Below are 17822 nucleotides of genomic sequence, written 5' to 3'. Positions count from 1 at the left end.
GGTCGCCGAGTGTGTACGCTGGCGGCACACGCGTGCCTTTATCCGTCCGTGCGCCGGTGTTTCGTGTATGACCGACGTACTGATAGTCGGCGGCGGCGCGGCCGGCCTGAGCGCCGGCCTGTTCACGGCGAAGAACGGTCTGGACACGGTCGTCTACGACACCGACGAGACGTGGATGCACAAGGCCCACCTGTTCAACTACCTCGGCATCGAGTCCAAGGACGGCACCGAGTTCATCGAGGACGCCCGCGAGCAGGTCGCGGAGTTCGGCGTCGACCGCCGCGACGGCGAGGTGACGGCGGTCGAGTCGACCGACGACGGCTTCACCGCCGAAACGCCCGACGGCGAGGTGTCGGCCGACTACCTCGTCCTCGCCACGGGGAGCGACCGCTCGCTGGCGGAGTCGCTCGACTGCTCGTTCGACGGCGACGTGGTGTCGGTCAACGTCTCCATGGAGACCAGCGTCGACGACGTCTACGCCACCGGTGCGATGTGTCGTGACCAGGAGTGGCAGGCCATCATCGCCGCCGGCGACGGGGCCGCGGCGGCGCTCGACATCCTCTCGAAGGAGAAAGGCGAACACTTCCACGACTTCGATACGCCCGCCGACGCGGAGTAAGTCGGGTCGTTCCGGCCACTCGCTTCTCGGGTCAGGAGCCGGTACCAGCCGCCCGCTTCTCGACGGCACCGCGTATCGCGGCCGCGTCGAAGTCGTGGTCCGGCCGGAGGTTGACGAAATCGAGGAACTCCTCGGCGGCCAGTAGCTCCTCGGTCGTGTAGTGGGTCGCGGCCGCCCCGACCGTCTCGGGCGCGCCGACGAGTGGCTCCAGCGCGCCGAGCGCACAGGCCACGTCGTACGCTCGCGCGTCGGCGATGGCGTCCTCGCGGACGCTGGTCGCGTCGATGAAGTAGAGTTCCCCGTCGGCCACGAGGACGTTCTCACACCGGAAGTCGCCGTGGGCGAGGCCGTCCTCGTGCATCAGGTGGAGGTACTCGAACACCGCCGGCGCGTGGGCCTCGATGGCGTCGGGGGCCAGCGCGTCTAGCGGCTCGAACTCCCGGAGGTACTCGAACACCAGCACGCCCATCCCCTCGTACTCGAAGGCCTCGATGGGCTCGGGGGCGTTCACGCCGAGTTCGCGCATCCGCTCGGTGGCGGCCAGTTCGTGCTCGGCCATCTCGTAGGGCGTTCCGAAGTGTTCGAAGAACCCCTCCGTCCCCGACGAGAAGGCCCCGAGGTTTCGCCCCGTCGTCAGCAATGCGTGGACCAGCGAGTTCTGCTGGGTGATGAGCTTCACGAACCACTCCTCGTCGACGACGAACGGCGTCGACAGCCAGTTGTCCGCTTCGAGGAAGGTCACGCGGGCGTCGGACGCGCCGTAGCGGGCCATCACCGCCCGAGCGACGCCTTCCAGCTGGTCCCACGGCACGGTCCCGCGGACCAGTCGACGGAAGGCCATGCCACGACCAGAGGGGCGGGGGTGGCAAATGGCTTGTGTCCCCGACGGTCCCGGCCGACCCCGTGGTATATGGTGACAGGGGACGTATATCGGCCCATGGAGTTCTCGCTGCCCGACGAACACCGGCTGATACGGGACTCCGTTCGGGAGTTCTGCGAGGAAGAGATCGCTCCTATCGCACAGGACATCGAGGACGAGGGACGGTTCCCGGGCGAGGTGTTCGAGGAACTGGCGGCTCTGGACGTGATGGGCGTCCCGGTCGACGAGCGGTGGGGCGGGCTCGGCGGCGACCAACTCATGTACGCGCTGGTCTGTGAGGAACTGGGGCGGGTCTCGGGGGCCGTCGGCCTCTCCTACGCCGCGCACGTCTCGCTGGGGAGCAAGCCAATCGAGTCGTTCGGCACGGACGCCCAGCGCGAGCGGTGGCTGGAGCCGCTGGCGACCGGCGACCACCTCGGCGCGTGGGCGCTGACCGAGCCCGAGAGCGGGAGCGACGCCAGCGACATGGACACCCGTGCCGAGCGCGACGGCGACGCCTACGTCCTGAACGGCACCAAGCAGTTCATCACCAACGCCTCCGTCGCCGGCTCCGTGGTGGTCAAGGCGGTCACGGACCCCGACGCGGGCTACGACGGCATCTCGACGTTCATCGTCTCGCCCGAGGACGACGGCTGGGAAGTCACCACCGAGTGGGAGAAGCTGGGGCTGAACGCCTCGCCGACCTGCGAACTCCAGTTCACCGACTGCCGACTCCCCGCGGACCGCATGCTCGGCGCGGAAGGCGACGGGTGGGACCAGACGCTGGCGACGCTGAACGGCGGGCGCATCTCCATCGCGGCGCTCTCGGTCGGGCTGGCACAGGGGGCCTACGAGGCCGCCAAATCCTACGCCACCGAGCGCGAGCAGTTCGACCGCCCCATCTCGACGTTCGACGCCGTCCGGGACAAACTGGTCGAGATGGACCGCAAGATAGAGCGCGCTCGGCTGCTGACCCACAAGGCCGCGACGATGTACGACGACGGGGCGGACGTGACGCGGCTGTCCTCGCTCGCCAAACTCGACGCCAGCGAGATATGCCGCGAGGTCGCCGAGGACGCGGTGCAGGTGTTGGGCGGCTACGGCTACACGACCGACTTCGCGCCCCAGCGGTTCTACCGGGACGCGAAGCTCATGGAGATCGGCGAGGGGACCAGCGAGATACAGCGGCTCGTGTTGGGCCGGGAACTCGGGCTGTAGCCGGGGCGCGCGGTCAGTCGGTCGCTTTCAGGTTGTGGACGGCGTCGAGCCACTCGACGACCTCGGCGGTCGGGCGGACGGCCTCCAGAATCGCGTCGGCGTCCTTGTACGCCATCGGGGCCTCGTCCCGGACCGCCTCGACGACGGACTCGGAGTAGACGCCGTCCATCGCGGTCTCGAACTCGCCCATGTCGACCACGTCGTGGGCCCGCGACCGACTCATCACCCGGCCCGCGCCGTGTGGGGCCGTCCGGTGGTAGTCGTCGTTGCCCTTCCCGCGGGCGAGGACGGAGCCGTCGGCCATGTTGAACGGAATCAGCAGGCGCTGGTCCTCGCGGGCCGGCGTCGCGCCCTTCCGAATTGTCAGGTCCCGGAAGTCGATGTAGTTGTGGACCGACTGGAACTGCTCGACGGGGTCGACGCCCAGCGCGTCACAGACGGCCTCGGCCATCAGTTCCCGGTTCCAGCGGGCGTACTGCTGGGCGAACAGCATGTCGACGTAGTAGCCGTGGGCCTCCTGCCCCTCCAGCCAGTCCAGTTCCGTCTCGCGGTCGCTGTCGTCGTCGTGGACCGCCCGCTGGAGTCGCCCGAGCGCGTCGAAGGCGGCCTCTATCTCGCCGCCGTCGAGCTCCCGGCGCAGGCGCTCCTTGTCGATGTGGGACTCGCCCTTGCCGCCGGTGACCCACTCGTAGAGGTCCCGGGACTCGACGGTCTCGGGGTCGAACTTCAGGTACTCGGCGTACTCGTCGGGGATTCGCTCGCGGAGTTCGCCGACGGTCCGGCGGTCGGTTGCCGTCCCCTGCCAGTACTGCGCGACGGACATCCCCAGATAGCGCGACCCGCTGTGGATGACCAGCCAGTAATCGCCCGATTCGCGGGCCTGCGCGAACTCGACGAAGTGGTTGCCCCCGCCCAGCGTCCCGGCGCTCTTGATGACGTGGTCCATCCCCTGTCGCTGGGCCGCCAGCACGCGGTCACACAGCGACTCGAAGTAGTCGCCGTCGTAGCCGTCGAAGTCGAACTCGACGGGGTCGATGCCCTCGCCGAACCGCTCGCGGAAGGCGTCGTCGAACCGCTCGAAGACCCGGGTGGCGCGTTCGAAGGGGAACTCCTCGACGAGATGGGGCGCGTCGTCGTAGTCGTGGACGGCCCGGCCCATCGGGACCGCCTCGCGGACGCGGCGCTCGCGCTCGGCGTCGGAAAGCGGGAGGTCCGGCCCGAGGTTGGTCGCGCACATCCCACACCCCACGTCCACGCCGACGATGTTGGGGACGACGCGGTCGGCCAGCGGCATGGTGAAGCCGATGGGCGCGCCGGCCCCCCAGTGGGTGTCGGGCATGATTCGGACCGGCTCGGTGAAGGCGGGGTGGTCGATGAGCGTCTGTATCTGCTCGCGGCACTCGCGTTCCAGCAGCGACTCGTCCTCGACCATCACGCGTGCGGTCGTACACTCTCCTCGCAGTTCGAGCACCATACACGGTGGTAGTCCGGAACCGGGTTTGAACCTCACGGTGGGCCGCGGCCGCCGCCGGACGGAAAAAGCCGCGGCCGAACGGATGACTGACGCCGATTTCGTGGTATATCGACCGTTCAGAATTCCTACGGCGTTTTCACGGGATGGGAACGCGCGCTGGTTTATATGCTCTCCCGCGGCGGAGATACAGATGTGAGGTGACACAGATGTCCTACCAAGCCGCGAACCCGCTGGACGACCGGTTCGAGTTCGCACTAGGCGGGCCGTGGGCGACGTACTGGATAGCGCTGCTTCGGGTGGTCACCGGCTGGTGGTTCTTCCACGCCGGCGTGACGAAGCTCATCGAGGACGGGCTGGCCTACACCTACGGGCCGGCGTACCTCCAGCAGATGACCGGCACGGCGCTCGGTCCCATCCCGGTGTGGATGGGGAACAACCTCGCGTGGCTCATCGCGCCGGGCGTCCCGCTGTTCGAGACGCTCATCGGGCTGGCGCTGATGGCCGGCGCACTCACCCGGCTGGCGGCCTTCGGCGGGGTCGTCTTCATGACCCTGTTCTGGGTCGGCAACGCCAGCTTCGGGCACGGCCTCGTGAACAGCGACCTCATGGGCCTCATGCTGTTCATGACGGTGCTGGTGCTGGGCGCGGGCCGGTACTACGGCCTCGACGGCGTCATCGAGCAGCTGGGGTTCGTCAAGCAACGGCCGCGGCTGAAATACATCCTCGGCTGAGGAGGTGACAGGATATGCCAACTACTATCATCGACAAGGCGGCGATGGCACTCAGCGGCGGACTGCTGCTGCTGGGCGTCGTCGTCCTCGGAATCGTGGAGATACTGGCGGGCCAGCCATACGGGCCTGTCCCGATGACCAACGACGCGGGCGAGGTCATCGCCACCCCGGCGGTCGACCCGACCATCCGGACCGGACTAGTCATCGCCGGGCTGGTCGTATTGGGCCTGTACGCGGTGTACAAGCTCGTCACGCCCGTCGAAGACGCGGACGACGCGGCGGTCCGTGCGACGGCCGACTGACGGGTCCACCTGACGACTGACGACCCGCGTCCGGTCGACTGACGGCCTGCGGGACCGCTGACTGACGACCCGGTCGGTGCCGCCGACACCCCCGTTTTTCCGGTCTTTTCGACCGCCCGAGCGGGCGGGTCCGTCCGCGGACCGCGGCAGGCTTTTGTCGCCGTCGCCGCTCTCTCCGGTATGCTCGACGCCGGCGCACCAGCGCCCGACTTCGACCTCGACGGCACCGCTGACGGCGGCGCGGGCCGGTACCGACTCTCGGCCGCGGCGAGCCGCGCGCCGGTGGTGGTCGCGTTCTACGCCGCGGACTCCGAGCCCCGGTGCCGGGCGTACCTCGAAGCGCTCCGGGACACCGACTGGGGCGACCTGACCGACGCCGTCGCCGTCTTCGGCGTCGCGCCCGGCGCGCTCGAAGACCACCGAGCCGCCGCGGACGACCTCTCGCTCCCGTTCCCGCTGCTCGTCGACCACGCCGGCGTCGCGGCGCAGTTCGGCCTCGGGGGGCCGGACGACGAGCCGCGGCGGGCCGCCTTCCTCGTCGACCGGCGCTGTCGCGTGCGGTTCGCGTGGGCCGACGACGCCGCGGGGGCGCTGGACCTGACGCCGGTCCGCGACGCCGTCGCCTCGCTGTGACCCGCTCGCCGGGAGCGACACCGGGAAGTCGCGTCCGCCCCGCACCGTGGACATGGGACAGCCACTGGACTCTCGCGAGGCCCACGCCGCCGAAATCGTCGACCGGCTCCACGAGGAGTACCCCGACTCGACCATCTCGCTGAACTACGCGAACCGGCTGGAACTGCTGGTCGCCGTCGTCCTCTCGGCGCAGTGTACCGACGAGCGTGTCAACGAGGTCACCGCGGACCTCTTCGAGACGTACCGGACGCCACAGGACTACGCCGACGCCGACGAGGAGCAACTGGCCGAGGACATCTACGGCATCACCTTTCACAACAACAAGGCGGGCTACCTCAAAGCAATCGGCGAGCGGCTGGTCGCCGAACACGACGGCGAGGTGCCCGACGAGATGAGCGCCCTGACGGAGCTCTCCGGCGTGGGCCGCAAGACGGCCAACGTCGTCCTCCAGCACGGCCACGACGTCGTCGAGGGCATCGTCGTCGACACGCACGTCCAGCGGCTCTCGCGCCGGCTGGGACTGACCGAGGAGGAGCGCCCCGAGGCCATCGAGCAGGACCTGCTGGGCGTCGTCCCCGAGTCCGAGTGGCAGCAGTTCACCCACCTGCTCATCGACCACGGGCGGGCGGTGTGTGGCGCGCGGTCGGCCGACTGCGAGGCCTGTGTCCTCGCCGACATCTGCCCCTCCGAGCGGGGCGACAGCGACGTGGACCTCGCCAGCGGCGAGGCGTGGTGAGCGACGGCCGCCCGGTCACCCGAGGTATCGGAGCACGTACCGCGCGACGCCGACGACGTAGGCCAGCATCCAGAAGATGACGTAGCCGAACACGCCGATGCGGAGCCGCTTTCGCCAGTGGTCGAACGTCTCGTCGCCGATCTCGTCGAGCAGCACGTCCTCGTCGTAGTCGTTGTAGAGGTCGTGGCGGCGCTTGGCACGGAGGATGCGGACGATACCGGTGCCGCCGAAGGCCAGCAGCGCGTACGCCTGCAGGCCGAGGTAGGCGTGGACCGCCGACAGCCCGCCCAGTTGGCTCGGCAGGCGCGGGGCCATCCAGACCAGCAGCGGGACCGTCGTCAGCGTCAGCCCGGTGACGACGAACTTCAGGTGGTGCATCAACACGCCCCACGTCACCGGCTCGGTCTCGATGATGTAGTACGCGCCGTAGACGAAACAGGGGAAGCTCAGTGTCACCGACGCCAGCACGACTGTCGCAATCAGCGTCTCCGACACCATGGCCCACGGTTGGGACAGGGCGCGCTAAAACGTGCCGGATGCCGGAGGTCAGAACGCGTAAGTCCCAGCAGTCCCTACGTCCGGCAATGGCTGACCCGGACCCGGCACCGTCCGAGGCGTCCGACGACGACGCGGCGGGCAGCGACGCCTCCGGTTCCGACGCCCCGGACGGCGCTTCCGACGCGGGCGCGAGCGAGGACCGGCCCGCGCCGGACCCGGAAACAGAAGCACCGGACGACGAGGGGCTCGACACCGAAGCGCTCCGCGAGCAGGTCGAGGCAAAGTACGACTTCGACGACTTCGGACCGGCGGACATGGCCGAGATGACCGCCGAGGAGTGGGAAGTGGCCTTCGACGACGAGTCGTGGATAACGGGCGCGGACCTGCTGGACCGCGTGACCCGGGACCTCCGGAACCGGGTGGCGAACCGGGACGTGTTCGCCCGAATCGAGCGCCACCGCGACCCGCCGCGCGTGCTGGCGTACTCCGACGAGGGGTACGCGCTGGTCTATCCGGACGGCACCGTTGAGGGCGAGGGGACGGTCCTCCGGGACGTGAAACCGACCGTCGCGCTCGCCTCGATGGACTCCTACGAGGTGCCCGAGACGGTCCCGGACAACCCCCTGCCCGAACCCGACGCGGTGCCCGAGGGCGGGGGCGAACTCGGCAACCGGATGCTCCAGTTCATCGCCGGCGCGCAACTGCTCGCCGGGCTGGCCCTGCTCGGCAGCGGCGTCCTCGTGGCTGGCGGCGTCGTCGGCGGGCTCGGGGCGAACGTCTACCTCCTGTTCGTCGCCGGCCTCGCCTTCGTCGGCGTCGCGCTCGTCCTGTTTTTCACGGTCGCCAACGCCCGCCTCTCGGACAAGTTCCGCGCGGAGGAGTACCGCGACAGGCTCCGTGCGGTCGGGCTGGCCGGCGGCGAGCGGCCCGACTTCGTCCCCGAGCTGGAACCGCAGAATAGAGGGGGTTCCGACGCGGACGACGAGGGCGACGAACGCGGGACGTGACACCGCCTGCGGGTGTATTCGGTGGGTTTATACAAACTCGGTCCTGACGCCCACGTGTACATGAACAGACGGGAGTTCGTCCGGACCGCAGGGGGGGCCGCCGGGACAGCGGCCGCCCTCAGTGCCACCGGTTCGGCCGCCGCCCAAGAGGAGGGCGGCGGCGGTGGCCAGACGGCCCCGGACTACGGCGGCTATCTCGACCAAGTCGGGAACTTCGGCGGCCCCGGCAGCACCGTCGACGCCACTGGGCAGGACACGGTGACGGTCGAGGTCGGCGTGCAGGCCAACGGCGGTGCCTACGGGTTCGGCCCGCCAGCCGTCCACGTCGACAACGGCGCGACGGTCCAGTTCGAGTGGACCGGTGAGGGCGGCGGTCACAACGTGGTCTCGCAGGGCGAGGGTCCGCTGGACTCGGGCAGTTCCACCTCGTCGGCCGGCGTCAACTACGAACACACGTTCGAGTCCGACGGCATCTACCCGTACTACTGTTCCCCGCACGAAGGCCTGCAGATGAAGGGTGCCATCGTCGTCGGCTCGGAGTACCCGACGCAGACGCTCGGTGGCGGGGGCCCGGTCGAGGTCAACCCCCACGAGGCCGGCGTCCCAATCCAGCCACACTTCGTCGGCTTCGGTGCCGGGCTGGCCGTCATACTACCGCTCATCTTCACGTTCTTCACACTGAAGTACGGCGAGTCCCCACACACTAGCGGAGGGAACAACTGATGGCCTCGGAAGGCTCCACCTACGGCGACATCCACCGGTACGAGCCGCCCCGTGAGAGCACGGCTGCGGCCGTCGGCATCGTCCTGCTGACGGTCATCCAGATCGTCCTCGTCGGGCTGTTCACGTTCGGGATGATATCGGGCTGGGCCTCGGGCGTCGGGACGACGCTGACCGTCCGGCTCATCGAGGCCAACATGTTCCTCGGGGGCGTCCTGACGGCTATCTTCCTCGACCTAGCGTTCATCATGCTGCTGTACCGCAAGGAGTTCCTCCCGGATGTGATGATAGTCAAGAAGCGCCGGCGCAAGTGGGAGGACCTCTACATCCGGCAGGACGACGCCGACGGCACCACGATGGCCGACCAAGAGAAGTTCGTAGAGACAATCAAACGCGCAGTCTACCCCTACTACAAGAAGTAAGATGCCACTAGACGAAGACAAGTACCCGGCCGAGACAGGTCGGCGCCGCTTCGTGAAAGGCGTCGTCGGCAGCGCCGCGCTCTCCACCGTCGGCGTCGGCGGTGCGGTCGCCGTCGACGCGACGACCGACGCCGCCGGCGAAGGCGGGGGGACGACCCCCTTCATCGGCGTCGAGAACACCGACGGTCCCGCCCCCCGCGGGATGCCCATCATCCCCATCGAAATCAACGGCGGCGAGCTACAGGGGCTCTGGCCCGAGTACGATTCGGAAGCCGGCGCGGCCGTCGCTCGGGACTTCGGCGGCAGCGGGATGGACTACTCCTCGCAGTGGTTCCAGTACTGTGGCATCCAGAGCAACGGTGCCATCTACCCGCAGGCCGAGCGGGACAACACGTTCCGCAACAGCACCGGGACCTTCTCGTGGCAGGGCGAGTACGAGAGCGGGACCGCGCTCACCGTCGACATGTTCGACGACTACCAAGAGTGGGGCAACGGCATCGGAAACGCCGGTATCGGGAAGCCCGCGAGCGTCACGTGGCGCGCCAACGACGACGGCTCGGGCGGTGTCCCGGTCCAGACTATCCGCTCGGTCGAAGTCGAGCGGATGGCAAACGGCGAAGGCGAGTACTCCGAGCTCCCGGGTACCGTCCAGCAGTTCATCTCCGAGGCGACCGACCAAGGCTTCATCGCGTGGCTGAACAAGTGTACGCACTTCTGTTGCGTGCCGGGGTTCAAGACCCAGTCCGGGAGCGCCAACTTCGGCGCAGCGAACGACATCTACTGTCAGTGCCACCAGTCCGTCTACGACCCGTTCAGCCCGGTCCAGAAGACGTTCGTGGCGCTGCCGCGCCCACCACAGACGGAGTAACCAATGAGCTTAGAACGCAAAGACGAACACGACCACGAAGGGTGGATGGACACGCGGGACCTCTCGCCGATCGAGTCCATCTACCTGACGACGCTCATCTGGCTCGACAAGCGGCTGCGCATCGTTGACTACCTCGAAATCCTCGAGGACCTCTACTACAAGGTCAACATGCAGATGCCGAAGAGCCACACCGAGCAGTACAACCTCGACAACAAGTTCTGGTACTGGTATCCGCTGTACGCCCTCGGCTCGTTCTCGACCGTGGCGTACATCGTCGCCGCCATCTCCGGCGCGTTGCTCGGCTTCTACTACGCCCCCGCCGCGGCGGCCGCCAACGGGAGTCCGACCGTCGCGTACGACTCGGTGATGCTCATCATGGGCCAGCTGAATCTCGGCTACTTCCTGCGTTCGGTCCACCGCTGGTCCGCACAGGTGATGGTCGCGGCGGTGTTCCTGCACATGCTGCGCGTCTACTTCACGGGCGCGTACAAGGAACCCCGCGAGCTGAACTGGCTCATCGGTATCGTCCTCATCTCCTTGACGCTGGTGTTCGGGTACACCGGGTATCTGCTCCCGTGGAGTCAGCTCTCCTACTGGGCGGGCCAGATCGGCGTCGAGATGTCGCTGTCCATCCCGCTCATCGGCGAGTGGGTCGCACAGCTGATGTTCGGCGGCTTCACGCTCTCGCAGTCGACGCTCCAGCGGATGTACATCCTGCACGTGTTCCTCCTGCCCTTCATCACGACCAGCGTCATCGCGGTCCACATCGGCATCGTCTGGATGCAAGGCATCGCGGAACCCCACTGAAACCATGAGCGACAACGACACCGACACCGACGACGTTCGCACAGACGGCTCGGGACCCGGCATCGTCGCCCCCGACGACGAGACGCCGACGTGGTCCGAGCGCAAACAGCGTTCGCAGGGGCTCGCGCGCCTGACCTACGAGTACTTCGAGCGCTCCCGCCGCGAGGACCAGGACCTGCGCCAGCAGTCCGACTACGTCGAGCGTGACGTGCTTGCCTTCCCGGCGTGGCCCCACGAGATGATCCGGAACCTCGCGCTGACGAGCTTCTTCGTCGGGATGATACTGTTCGTCTCGGCCGTGCTTCCGCCGGAGATGCCAAACGCCGCCAACTCCGCGGTCACGCCCGCTATCATCCTGCCGGACTGGTACCTCTACTGGTCGTTCGGCCTCCTGAAGCTCGGCCCGCTGAACCCCAACCTCGCCATCCTCGGCGGGTCGAAGCTCATGGCCGACCGGACCTACGGGGTCATCGCCAACGTGGTCGTGGTCGGCTTCGTCGCCATCGTCCCCTTCCTCAACAAGGGGTCTGCCCGGCGACCCGTCGAGCAGCCCTTCTGGGCCGCCGTCGGGATGGCCGGCGTCATCTTCAGCCTGACCATCGCCGCGCTGTCCATCAAGAACCTCATCCCGATGGACTCCCACCTGCTGTTCGACCTGACGTTCCTCGTCCCCATCATCACCGGCACCCTCACTTACGCCGTGTTGAAGTCGATGCGCGAGGGCTACATGTTCGACCTCAACCGCCGGTACTACCGGCTCCGGCCGCCGAAGTAACGCCGGCCTCCCGCTCCGTCTGTTCTCCGGCCGCTTTCTCGGTCTGGTACGCCCCGACACTCAGCGACAGCACTGCGCTCTCGCCGCAGTAAAGTAGTTCCCGTCCCTACAGCCACCAATGACGGAGGGCCCACAGTCCGACCGGCGCGACGTGGTGGTGCCGCTGCGCGTGTACAAGACGGTGACGGTGTTCTCGACGCTGTTTGCCGTCCTGTGTGTCGTCGTCGGGTTCGTTCTCATCGACGCCGCGACCCAGCGGGCGTCGGTCCCGGCCTCCGAGATAGACGTTCCCCTCGGCGTCGGCGGCATCGGACTCATCCTCGCCGGCTCCGCAGTCTACGCGTTTTCGACCCGGTTCCGGACCGAGGAAATGGGAAAGTCTAAAGACGAGGGTGACGAAGAATCGGGTAATGGCTGACGAATTCATCAAAGGACTCGGTGTCCTCCTGACCGGTGGGCTCGGCTGGATGAGTCTCGCCGGCTGGTATCGGACGCCCAGCTTCGAGGGCGCACAGCTCATCGGCGAGGTGACGCTGGAGAACCCGACGGTGTACGACCAACTCGGCCTGTTCCTGATGGACGCGTTCTTCTGGTTCGCCGTCACCGGCGCGCTCACCTTCTGGGTCCTCATCCCGCTGCTCGACGAGTTCCGCGACTATCTCGACGAGCGGTCAGCCTGACCGTCGTCGCTCGCAAGCGGTCGCCGTCGACCCGCCAGCCTTTTTCCGACCCACCAGCGTTCTCCGACCCCGCCAACGTCGGCTGTCGCTCGTCGCACGCTCCGGTGCTGCGAGTGTCCCGCGTTCGCTACCGAGTCACTGCTCGGCAGTCCAAGCGCTATCGTGACTGCACGGGCCGAGACGGTGGGCCGGTTCAGACGACCGCCGACCACGGGGCCTTGATGGCCCAGAACAGGCTCTGGTAGCCGGCGTAGAGGAACAGGACTCCGGCCGCGACGATTGCGCCTTTCGGCACGTCGAGGTCGAGGTCGCGGCGGGCTTCGACCTTGCGCGATTCGAACTCGAAGAAGTCGGTGAGGACCAGTCCGACGACGAGCGTCGACATGACCATCCCGCCGTGTGCCGCCAGCGTCATGTAGAAAAACGACGTGAGCACCAGCACGACGTTGCTCGCCGTGTGGACGGGGTGGCGGCTGATGGCCTCGGAGCCGCCGTCCTCGTACTGTTTCTTGTGCCGTCTGTGGGCCAGATGTCGCGTCCCGAAGTTGGCAACCACCAGCACGAGCAGGACGTACTCTATCAGGAGCACGCCGCCGGGAGCGGGACTCCCCATGATGGCGTCCAACGGCCCGAAGAGGGTTACGGATGGCTGCATATCTGCATCTCAGTCCGAATCCCATTAGTGTCTTTCCACTCGCGGTGGGCTACCGGAACCGCATCCGGCTCGCCGAACCCACCGCGACCCGGAGCGTCCCGGTCCGGGCGAGCGTCACAGCCTCGCCGTCGGCGACCGTCCCGACGCGCGTGCCGTCGACCACGAGTGCGACGGTCGCCTCGTCGCGTTCGACCGAACAGGTCAGGTCGTCGGCCGCGACGACCCAGTGGTCGGGGTCGGTCGCGAACGGCGCGATGGGGGTGACGGCCACCGCCTCGCCCGGGGCAAGCACCGGCCCGCCGACGCGGCGCGCGTACTCCGGGGAGCCCGCGGCCGTCGCCACCGTGACGCCGTCGGCGCGGAAGCGACCGACCCGCTCCGGGCCGGACCTCACGGCGTACTCCGAGATGCGCGCCGCGTCGGCGGTCACCAGCGTCACGTCCCGGACCGCCGGCGACCGGCGGCAGCCCCCGCGTTCGACCGCCAGGACCGGGTGGCGTTCGACCCGGGCGTCGTCGAGGCCGGCCACGGCGTCGACGACGCGCTCTCGCGGGACCGAGCGCAGTCCGCGCCCGGCCGCGACGGGGACCACCAGCGGGTCGCGGTCGCCGGTCGCGACGGCCCGGACGGCCTCGAAGCCGACGGCGACGACGCGGTCGGTCTCGGGGACGGAGTCGACTGTCCCCGTCGCCACCGTCCGGCCGGTCTCACGCACCGCGGCGGCCACGTCGTCGTCGCCGACGACGCCGACAGCCTCGCTGTCGCTCATTGTGAGTGGGTCCGCGGCGGCGGTGGAAAAACCCTCGCACTCCGCCCGCCCGCGGCGGAGTTCACATCCCGAGACGCTCGCGGGCGTAGCGGGCCAGAATCGGCAGGTCGTTCAGGTGGAGCAGCGTCCGCATCGCCAGCTTGTTGCCGCCGTTTACCTTCCGGAGCGTGTCGCCGTCGGCCGCTTGGAGGTCGGCCATCAGCTGGTCGTATCGCTCGTTGGGTGCGAGATAGAGGAGTTCGGTCATCATGATACGGGTCTTGGCCTTCGGGGCCACCTCGCCGTGCCAGAGTTCGTCGTAGACGGCCATCGTCTCGGCGGAGGTGTCCGGTTCCTCGGGCGTGAGCGCGGCGTCGATGGTCGCGGCGGCGGCGCGGGCCGACTTCATCCCCTTGTGGATGCCCTCGCCCCACAGCGGGTCGATGCTGGGGACGGTGTCGCCGATGGCGAGGAAGCCGGCGGTGCTGAGCGACCCCGGCGGCTGGATGTGGGCCGAGCCGCGGTGGGCGCTCTTGTCCGAGATGCGCTCGGCGTCGTCGAACCGTGGGTCTCGGTCGAGCCAGTAGTCGAGGTAGTCGTCTATCGCCATCCCCTCCTTGCCGTAGTCGCGGTGGGCGGCGTTCTGGATGTAGCAGAGCCCGACCTTGGCGGTGTCCGCGCCGGTGTGGAATATCCACGAGTAGCCGCCGGGCGCGAGGTCGTGGTCCAACCGGAGCATCATCGCGTCGGTCAGGTCGGCGTAGTCGGGGTGGGCCACGTCGACGCCCTCGTACTCGTACTCGATGCCGATGGCCTGTCGCTCGCGTTCGAGGTCGCTGACTCCCAACTTCTTCGCCAGCGGCGCGGCCGGGCCGGTGGCGTCGACGACCACGTCGGCGTACACCTCCTCGTCGCCGTCGTAGCGGACCCCGACCACGTCGCCGTCGTCGGTGATGGGCGCGGTGGCCCGCGAGTCGAAGCGGTAGGTCGCGCCCTTCTCGCGGCTGTCGTCGACGAGGAACCGCTTGAAGTCGGCGAACTCCAGTACCGCGCCGGTCTGTTTGCGGACGTAGTGGTCGTTCGGGGACTCCAAGACGACGTTGTCGGTGTAGTTCATCACCACGTCGTCGGGGACACCGAAGGCGGTCATCATCGACGGGAACGTGCCGGCGGTGGACTTGTTACTCTGGCGCGGGAACTCCGCCTCGGCCTCCGTCTCCAACACGAGGACGTCGTAGCCACGCTCGGCCAAGTCCCGGGCGCACTGCCCCCCGGCAGGGCCGGCCCCGGCGATAACCACGTCGAAACGGTCGCGCATAATCGTGGGTTACACCTGTACGTAATCAACCTTGCTGAATCCGCACGTTCCCGGTCTCGAAAGGGTAAAGACGCCGCCCGTCACATGCGGGGACACGCGATGGTCCTGAAGACAGGTGCGGGCGCGCTCGCCGACAGTCGCCGCCTCCCGACCGCGCTCCGAGCGGTGCTTGGCTACTACGCCGACGCCGGCGTGTTCGACTACCGGAGCCTCTCGCTGAAGTCCGAGACCGACGAGCGGACGGAGCGGATGGTCGCCGACGTGATGGCCCGCGTCGAGGACGCCCTCGAAGCGGAGTTCGGCCACCCGGTGTCCTTTAGCTACGACACGAAGCTGACGCTCCCGGCGCAGTTGACGCTGGGGTACGTCTACCGCAACGCCCGGCGGCGGGCCGACGGCGACCCGGTCACCGAGACCGTCGCCACCGGTGTCCCCGCGGTCGACGCGGCGGCGCTCGAACGCGGGCCGGCACAGGAACTCACCCCTCGCGAGATGGTCGTCCGCGGCGAGCAGATGACCCGCCTGTCCATCGAGGCGCTGATAGACGGGGACATGCGCGACGCCATCAACGACGACGAGTTCGAGGACTTCGCCGTCGACTTCGACGCCGATGCGGCCGACCGCCGCCGCGTCGCCGAGGTGGCCCAGTCGGCCCTCCAGTCGCATCTGGACGGCCTGCTCGACGATATGCCACCCGCCGTCGCCGAGGCCTACCAGTGGGCGGTCGACTACAGCGAGGCCCACCAAGAGCGCGACGACTACTTCCGCGAGCGGATGCGCGCCGCCGAAGACGGCGACGAGGACGCGCTGACGGCGATACGCGAGGAGTACAAGTTCGCCGGCTACGACGAGGCCCCGCCGACCTTCGGCGAGCGCGAGCGGGCCCTCCCATACAGCAGAACCCAGTACGCCCGCGTCGGCGTCCTCTACGACGGGATGCTCGACCTCTACCGGCTCGCCGGGATTGAAATCGAGGACGCCTTCGCCAAGGCCATCGTGTTGGCGATAATCGGCGCGCAGGTGTGGCTCGACGACGTGGACGACTACCCCGACGACCGCCGCGAGGGACAACTCACGCCGGTCACCGCCGAGTACCTGCTGGCCCCCGACGAGGAGGCCGGCTACCGCCGGGTCGTCGACGTGACCGAGCGGTACCTCGACCTCGCCAAGGCGGCCGCGACGGCGGCCGACTCGCCGCTGACCGGCATCGCCGCCGAGTACATCTACCGCTCGGGCGACCCGAGCGTGCTGCCGGGTCACGACCGCGTCCGCTGAGCGCCCGGCTACCGCTTTTCGAGCGTCTTACCGCTTGCCGAGCGCCCGCTCGAACACCCGCTGAGCGCGCTCGTAGGCCGCGTCCCGGTCGACGATGGGGTCGGCGTAGGCCGGTGCGAGTTCCGCGCGCTCCGCGGCGGACAGCGTCGGCCAGTCCACTATCTTCCCCGGCGGCACGTCCCGCAGTTCGGGGACGTACTCGGTGACGTAGTCCGCGCCGGCGTCGTACTTGTGCATCTGGGCGATGGGGTCGAAGATACGCACGTCGACGGAGTCGGTCCCCGTCGAGGCGGTCCACTGCCAGTTCCCGTAGTTCGAGGCCGGGTCGTGGTCCACCAACTGCTCCGCGAAGTACCGCGCGCCCGTCCGCCAGTCGACCAGCAGGTGTTTCGTCAGGAAGGAGGCGACGTTCTGCCGGGGGCGGTTGTGGACGTACCCCTCCGCGTTCAGTTGGCGCATCCCGGCGTCGACCAGCGGATAGCCGGTCTCGCCGTCTTTCCACGCCGCGAACGCCTCGGGGTCGTTCTCCCACTCGATGCGGTTCGGGAAGTCGACGTAGTTCTCGGTCAGCAGCGTCGGGGTGTGGTACAGCAGGTGGTAGTTCTGCTCGCGCCACGTGAGTTCGTAGCGGTATTTCCCGACGTTGCGTCGTTCGTCGTCGGCGTCGCGGTAGCGCTCGGTGGCGTCTCGCCACATCTCGCGGACGCCGATCATCCCCGCAGCGAGGTACGGCGACATGCGCGAGACGGCGCTCGTCGGGCGGTCGACGGCCGCGCTCATGTCGTCCCGCGTCTCGGCGTAGGTGGCGATACCCTCGTCGAGAAAGCGGTCGTAGCGCTCGCGGGCGGCGTCGTAGCCCGCCGGCGGCAGGTCGATGTCCGCCTCGGCGTCCGGCACCGGTTCCGAGTCCGAGACGTCGGCCAGCGACGCCGCGTCCGGCGCGTCGGCCGGCGGGAGCTTCTCGCGGGCCTCCCAGTCGTCGTGAAAGCGGCTGTGGTTCTCGTAGCGCTCGTCGAGCGCCGCGGGGTCGACGAGGACGAGGTCGGTCACCGATTCGGTCGGGGTGGCGTCGTCGACCCGTCGCTGTCGGTCCCGGCGCGCGGGCCGGTAGTGGTCGTTGTAGAACACGCGGGCGGCGTCGTACTCGGCGACCACGTCCCGGAGTACCTCCGCGGCCGCGCCCGACCGGACCAGCAGGTCGCTCCCGCGCTCCCGGTAGGCGCGTTTCAGTTCTCGGACGCCGCGAGCGAAGAACGCGCGCTGGCGCTGGCCGACCTCGCTCAGAACGTCGTCGTCGACGACGTAGACCGGAACCACTCGGTCGCCCTCGGCCGCGCGCGCCAGTCCGCGGTTGTCCGGAAGCCGGAGGTCCCGCTGGTGCCAGAAGACGTGCATACCACGGGTACGGCCGGCCCCGGCTTGGCTGCTGTCCCAACGCTGTTGGGTGTGCGACGGTGTGACACCGGAACGCGCCGGC

Annotated in this window: 22 protein-coding genes; 15 read left to right on the top strand and 7 right to left on the bottom strand. The window is 68.5% G+C overall.

Translation table 11 applies throughout. The annotated features are described in order from the left end of the window. The first annotated feature begins 67 nt into the window (after positions 1-67). Positions 68-619 (top strand): FAD-dependent oxidoreductase, encoded by a 552-nt coding sequence (locus tag ACV7JO_RS08425; protein WP_470352964.1) that lies wholly within the window; start codon positions 68-70, stop codon positions 617-619. 31 nt (positions 620-650) lie between these two features. Here ACV7JO_RS08425 and ACV7JO_RS08420 read toward each other — a convergent pair whose 3' ends face one another. Further along, entirely contained in the window at positions 651-1460 is an 810-nt protein-coding gene (locus ACV7JO_RS08420; protein WP_470352963.1) for an RIO1 family regulatory kinase/ATPase domain-containing protein, read from the bottom strand. Positions 1461-1556: 96 nt separating this feature from the next. Between ACV7JO_RS08420 and ACV7JO_RS08415 the strand changes: the two genes are divergently transcribed. After that, the gene (locus tag ACV7JO_RS08415; RefSeq protein ID WP_470352962.1) at positions 1557-2696 is read left to right on the top strand and encodes an acyl-CoA dehydrogenase family protein; all 1140 of its coding nucleotides are present in this window, start codon (positions 1557-1559) and stop codon (positions 2694-2696) included. Positions 2697-2709: 13 nt separating this feature from the next. Here the strand turns inward: ACV7JO_RS08415 and ACV7JO_RS08410 are convergent, their stop codons facing one another. Beyond that, positions 2710-4170 (bottom strand): RtcB family protein, encoded by a 1461-nt coding sequence (locus ACV7JO_RS08410; protein WP_470352961.1) that lies wholly within the window; start codon positions 4168-4170, stop codon positions 2710-2712. Positions 4171-4376: 206 nt separating this feature from the next. Between ACV7JO_RS08410 and ACV7JO_RS08405 the strand changes: the two genes are divergently transcribed. The 4 genes from ACV7JO_RS08405 to nth all read left to right on the top strand — a co-directional run bounded on the left by ACV7JO_RS08405 (position 4377) and on the right by nth (position 6572). Next, complete coding sequence (locus ACV7JO_RS08405; RefSeq protein WP_470352960.1) at positions 4377-4901, top strand: DoxX family protein; 525 nt, start codon at positions 4377-4379, stop codon at positions 4899-4901. A gap of 14 nt (positions 4902-4915) precedes the next feature. Further along, entirely contained in the window at positions 4916-5203 is a 288-nt protein-coding gene (locus ACV7JO_RS08400; RefSeq protein ID WP_470352959.1) for a hypothetical protein, read from the top strand. A gap of 180 nt (positions 5204-5383) precedes the next feature. Continuing rightward, positions 5384-5836 (top strand): peroxiredoxin family protein, encoded by a 453-nt coding sequence (locus ACV7JO_RS08395; protein ID WP_470352958.1) that lies wholly within the window; start codon positions 5384-5386, stop codon positions 5834-5836. Positions 5837-5888: 52 nt separating this feature from the next. Beyond that, positions 5889-6572 carry an endonuclease III gene (nth, locus tag ACV7JO_RS08390; RefSeq protein WP_470352957.1) on the top strand — a complete coding sequence of 228 codons (684 nt, stop codon included), beginning with the start codon at positions 5889-5891 and terminating at the stop codon, positions 6570-6572. A gap of 15 nt (positions 6573-6587) precedes the next feature. On the opposite strand, the gene ACV7JO_RS08385 is transcribed toward nth, so the two are convergent. Beyond that, positions 6588-7070, bottom strand: a complete 483-nt coding sequence (locus ACV7JO_RS08385) for a DUF7321 family protein (RefSeq protein ID WP_470352956.1) — start codon at positions 7068-7070, stop codon at positions 6588-6590. An 86-nt stretch (positions 7071-7156) separates the two neighbouring features. Between ACV7JO_RS08385 and ACV7JO_RS08380 the strand changes: the two genes are divergently transcribed. The 8 genes from ACV7JO_RS08380 to ACV7JO_RS08345 all read left to right on the top strand — a co-directional run bounded on the left by ACV7JO_RS08380 (position 7157) and on the right by ACV7JO_RS08345 (position 12349). Beyond that, positions 7157-8077 carry a DUF7319 domain-containing protein gene (locus ACV7JO_RS08380; protein WP_470352955.1) on the top strand — a complete coding sequence of 307 codons (921 nt, stop codon included), beginning with the start codon at positions 7157-7159 and terminating at the stop codon, positions 8075-8077. 60 nt (positions 8078-8137) lie between these two features. Continuing rightward, a complete protein-coding gene (locus ACV7JO_RS08375; RefSeq protein WP_470352954.1) occupies positions 8138-8800 on the top strand; it encodes a halocyanin domain-containing protein in 663 nt (220 codons plus the stop codon). Beyond that, positions 8800-9219 (top strand): DUF7318 family protein, encoded by a 420-nt coding sequence (locus tag ACV7JO_RS08370; RefSeq protein ID WP_470352953.1) that lies wholly within the window; start codon positions 8800-8802, stop codon positions 9217-9219. Before ACV7JO_RS08375 ends, ACV7JO_RS08370 begins: the two co-directional genes overlap by 1 nt. A gap of 1 nt (position 9220) precedes the next feature. After that, positions 9221-10087 carry a ubiquinol-cytochrome c reductase iron-sulfur subunit gene (locus ACV7JO_RS08365; RefSeq protein ID WP_470352952.1) on the top strand — a complete coding sequence of 289 codons (867 nt, stop codon included), beginning with the start codon at positions 9221-9223 and terminating at the stop codon, positions 10085-10087. 3 nt (positions 10088-10090) lie between these two features. Then, positions 10091-10894, top strand: a complete 804-nt coding sequence (locus ACV7JO_RS08360) for a cytochrome b (RefSeq protein WP_470352951.1) — start codon at positions 10091-10093, stop codon at positions 10892-10894. A gap of 4 nt (positions 10895-10898) precedes the next feature. Continuing rightward, positions 10899-11669, top strand: a complete 771-nt coding sequence (locus tag ACV7JO_RS08355; protein WP_470352950.1) for a cytochrome b family protein — start codon at positions 10899-10901, stop codon at positions 11667-11669. A 118-nt stretch (positions 11670-11787) separates the two neighbouring features. Further along, positions 11788-12087 (top strand): DUF7315 family membrane protein, encoded by a 300-nt coding sequence (locus ACV7JO_RS08350; RefSeq protein WP_470352949.1) that lies wholly within the window; start codon positions 11788-11790, stop codon positions 12085-12087. Beyond that, positions 12080-12349: a DUF7314 family protein gene (locus ACV7JO_RS08345; protein WP_470352948.1), complete on the top strand. Its 270-nt coding sequence runs from the start codon at positions 12080-12082 to the stop codon at positions 12347-12349. Before ACV7JO_RS08350 ends, ACV7JO_RS08345 begins: the two co-directional genes overlap by 8 nt. 193 nt (positions 12350-12542) lie before the next feature. Here the strand turns inward: ACV7JO_RS08345 and ACV7JO_RS08340 are convergent, their stop codons facing one another. The 3 genes from ACV7JO_RS08340 to ACV7JO_RS08330 all read right to left on the bottom strand — a co-directional run bounded on the left by ACV7JO_RS08340 (position 12543) and on the right by ACV7JO_RS08330 (position 15070). Beyond that, entirely contained in the window at positions 12543-13004 is a 462-nt protein-coding gene (locus ACV7JO_RS08340) for a DUF7313 family protein (protein ID WP_470352947.1), read from the bottom strand. 49 nt (positions 13005-13053) lie between these two features. After that, positions 13054-13773, bottom strand: coding sequence for an NAD(+)/NADH kinase (locus ACV7JO_RS08335; RefSeq protein WP_470352946.1), 720 nt, complete (start codon positions 13771-13773; stop codon positions 13054-13056). Between the two features lie 61 nt (positions 13774-13834). Further along, complete coding sequence (locus ACV7JO_RS08330; protein ID WP_470352945.1) at positions 13835-15070, bottom strand: digeranylgeranylglycerophospholipid reductase; 1236 nt, start codon at positions 15068-15070, stop codon at positions 13835-13837. A gap of 99 nt (positions 15071-15169) precedes the next feature. Between ACV7JO_RS08330 and ACV7JO_RS08325 the strand changes: the two genes are divergently transcribed. After that, entirely contained in the window at positions 15170-16345 is a 1176-nt protein-coding gene (locus ACV7JO_RS08325) for a hypothetical protein (RefSeq protein ID WP_470352944.1), read from the top strand. Between the two features lie 27 nt (positions 16346-16372). Here the strand turns inward: ACV7JO_RS08325 and ACV7JO_RS08320 are convergent, their stop codons facing one another. Then, positions 16373-17740: a cryptochrome/photolyase family protein gene (locus ACV7JO_RS08320; protein WP_470352943.1), complete on the bottom strand. Its 1368-nt coding sequence runs from the start codon at positions 17738-17740 to the stop codon at positions 16373-16375. Positions 17741-17822: the final 82 nt, after the last annotated feature.

The organism is Haloarcula sp. MBLA0138 (assembly GCF_055632455.1).
Note: the sequence above shows the minus strand (reverse complement) of the source record. Positions and strands in the feature narration are given on the sequence as shown.

Coding starts and splice junctions, on each gene's coding strand:
- ACV7JO_RS08410 (WP_470352961.1), bottom strand. CDS start 4,170: ATGGTGCTCGAACTGCGAGGAGAGTGTACGACCGCACGCGTGATGGTC.
- ACV7JO_RS08325 (WP_470352944.1), top strand. CDS start 15,170: ATGGTCCTGAAGACAGGTGCGGGCGCGCTCGCCGACAGTCGCCGCCTC.
- ACV7JO_RS08425 (WP_470352964.1), top strand. CDS start 68: ATGACCGACGTACTGATAGTCGGCGGCGGCGCGGCCGGCCTGAGCGCC.
- ACV7JO_RS08395 (WP_470352958.1), top strand. CDS start 5,384: ATGCTCGACGCCGGCGCACCAGCGCCCGACTTCGACCTCGACGGCACC.
- ACV7JO_RS08400 (WP_470352959.1), top strand. CDS start 4,916: ATGCCAACTACTATCATCGACAAGGCGGCGATGGCACTCAGCGGCGGA.
- ACV7JO_RS08420 (WP_470352963.1), bottom strand. CDS start 1,460: ATGGCCTTCCGTCGACTGGTCCGCGGGACCGTGCCGTGGGACCAGCTG.
- ACV7JO_RS08415 (WP_470352962.1), top strand. CDS start 1,557: ATGGAGTTCTCGCTGCCCGACGAACACCGGCTGATACGGGACTCCGTT.
- ACV7JO_RS08380 (WP_470352955.1), top strand. CDS start 7,157: ATGGCTGACCCGGACCCGGCACCGTCCGAGGCGTCCGACGACGACGCG.
- ACV7JO_RS08320 (WP_470352943.1), bottom strand. CDS start 17,740: ATGCACGTCTTCTGGCACCAGCGGGACCTCCGGCTTCCGGACAACCGC.
- ACV7JO_RS08365 (WP_470352952.1), top strand. CDS start 9,221: ATGCCACTAGACGAAGACAAGTACCCGGCCGAGACAGGTCGGCGCCGC.
- ACV7JO_RS08345 (WP_470352948.1), top strand. CDS start 12,080: ATGGCTGACGAATTCATCAAAGGACTCGGTGTCCTCCTGACCGGTGGG.
- ACV7JO_RS08385 (WP_470352956.1), bottom strand. CDS start 7,070: ATGGTGTCGGAGACGCTGATTGCGACAGTCGTGCTGGCGTCGGTGACA.
- nth (WP_470352957.1), top strand. CDS start 5,889: ATGGGACAGCCACTGGACTCTCGCGAGGCCCACGCCGCCGAAATCGTC.
- ACV7JO_RS08350 (WP_470352949.1), top strand. CDS start 11,788: ATGACGGAGGGCCCACAGTCCGACCGGCGCGACGTGGTGGTGCCGCTG.
- ACV7JO_RS08375 (WP_470352954.1), top strand. CDS start 8,138: ATGAACAGACGGGAGTTCGTCCGGACCGCAGGGGGGGCCGCCGGGACA.
- ACV7JO_RS08340 (WP_470352947.1), bottom strand. CDS start 13,004: ATGCAGCCATCCGTAACCCTCTTCGGGCCGTTGGACGCCATCATGGGG.
- ACV7JO_RS08335 (WP_470352946.1), bottom strand. CDS start 13,773: ATGAGCGACAGCGAGGCTGTCGGCGTCGTCGGCGACGACGACGTGGCC.
- ACV7JO_RS08355 (WP_470352950.1), top strand. CDS start 10,899: ATGAGCGACAACGACACCGACACCGACGACGTTCGCACAGACGGCTCG.
- ACV7JO_RS08405 (WP_470352960.1), top strand. CDS start 4,377: ATGTCCTACCAAGCCGCGAACCCGCTGGACGACCGGTTCGAGTTCGCA.
- ACV7JO_RS08370 (WP_470352953.1), top strand. CDS start 8,800: ATGGCCTCGGAAGGCTCCACCTACGGCGACATCCACCGGTACGAGCCG.
- ACV7JO_RS08330 (WP_470352945.1), bottom strand. CDS start 15,070: ATGCGCGACCGTTTCGACGTGGTTATCGCCGGGGCCGGCCCTGCCGGG.
- ACV7JO_RS08360 (WP_470352951.1), top strand. CDS start 10,091: ATGAGCTTAGAACGCAAAGACGAACACGACCACGAAGGGTGGATGGAC.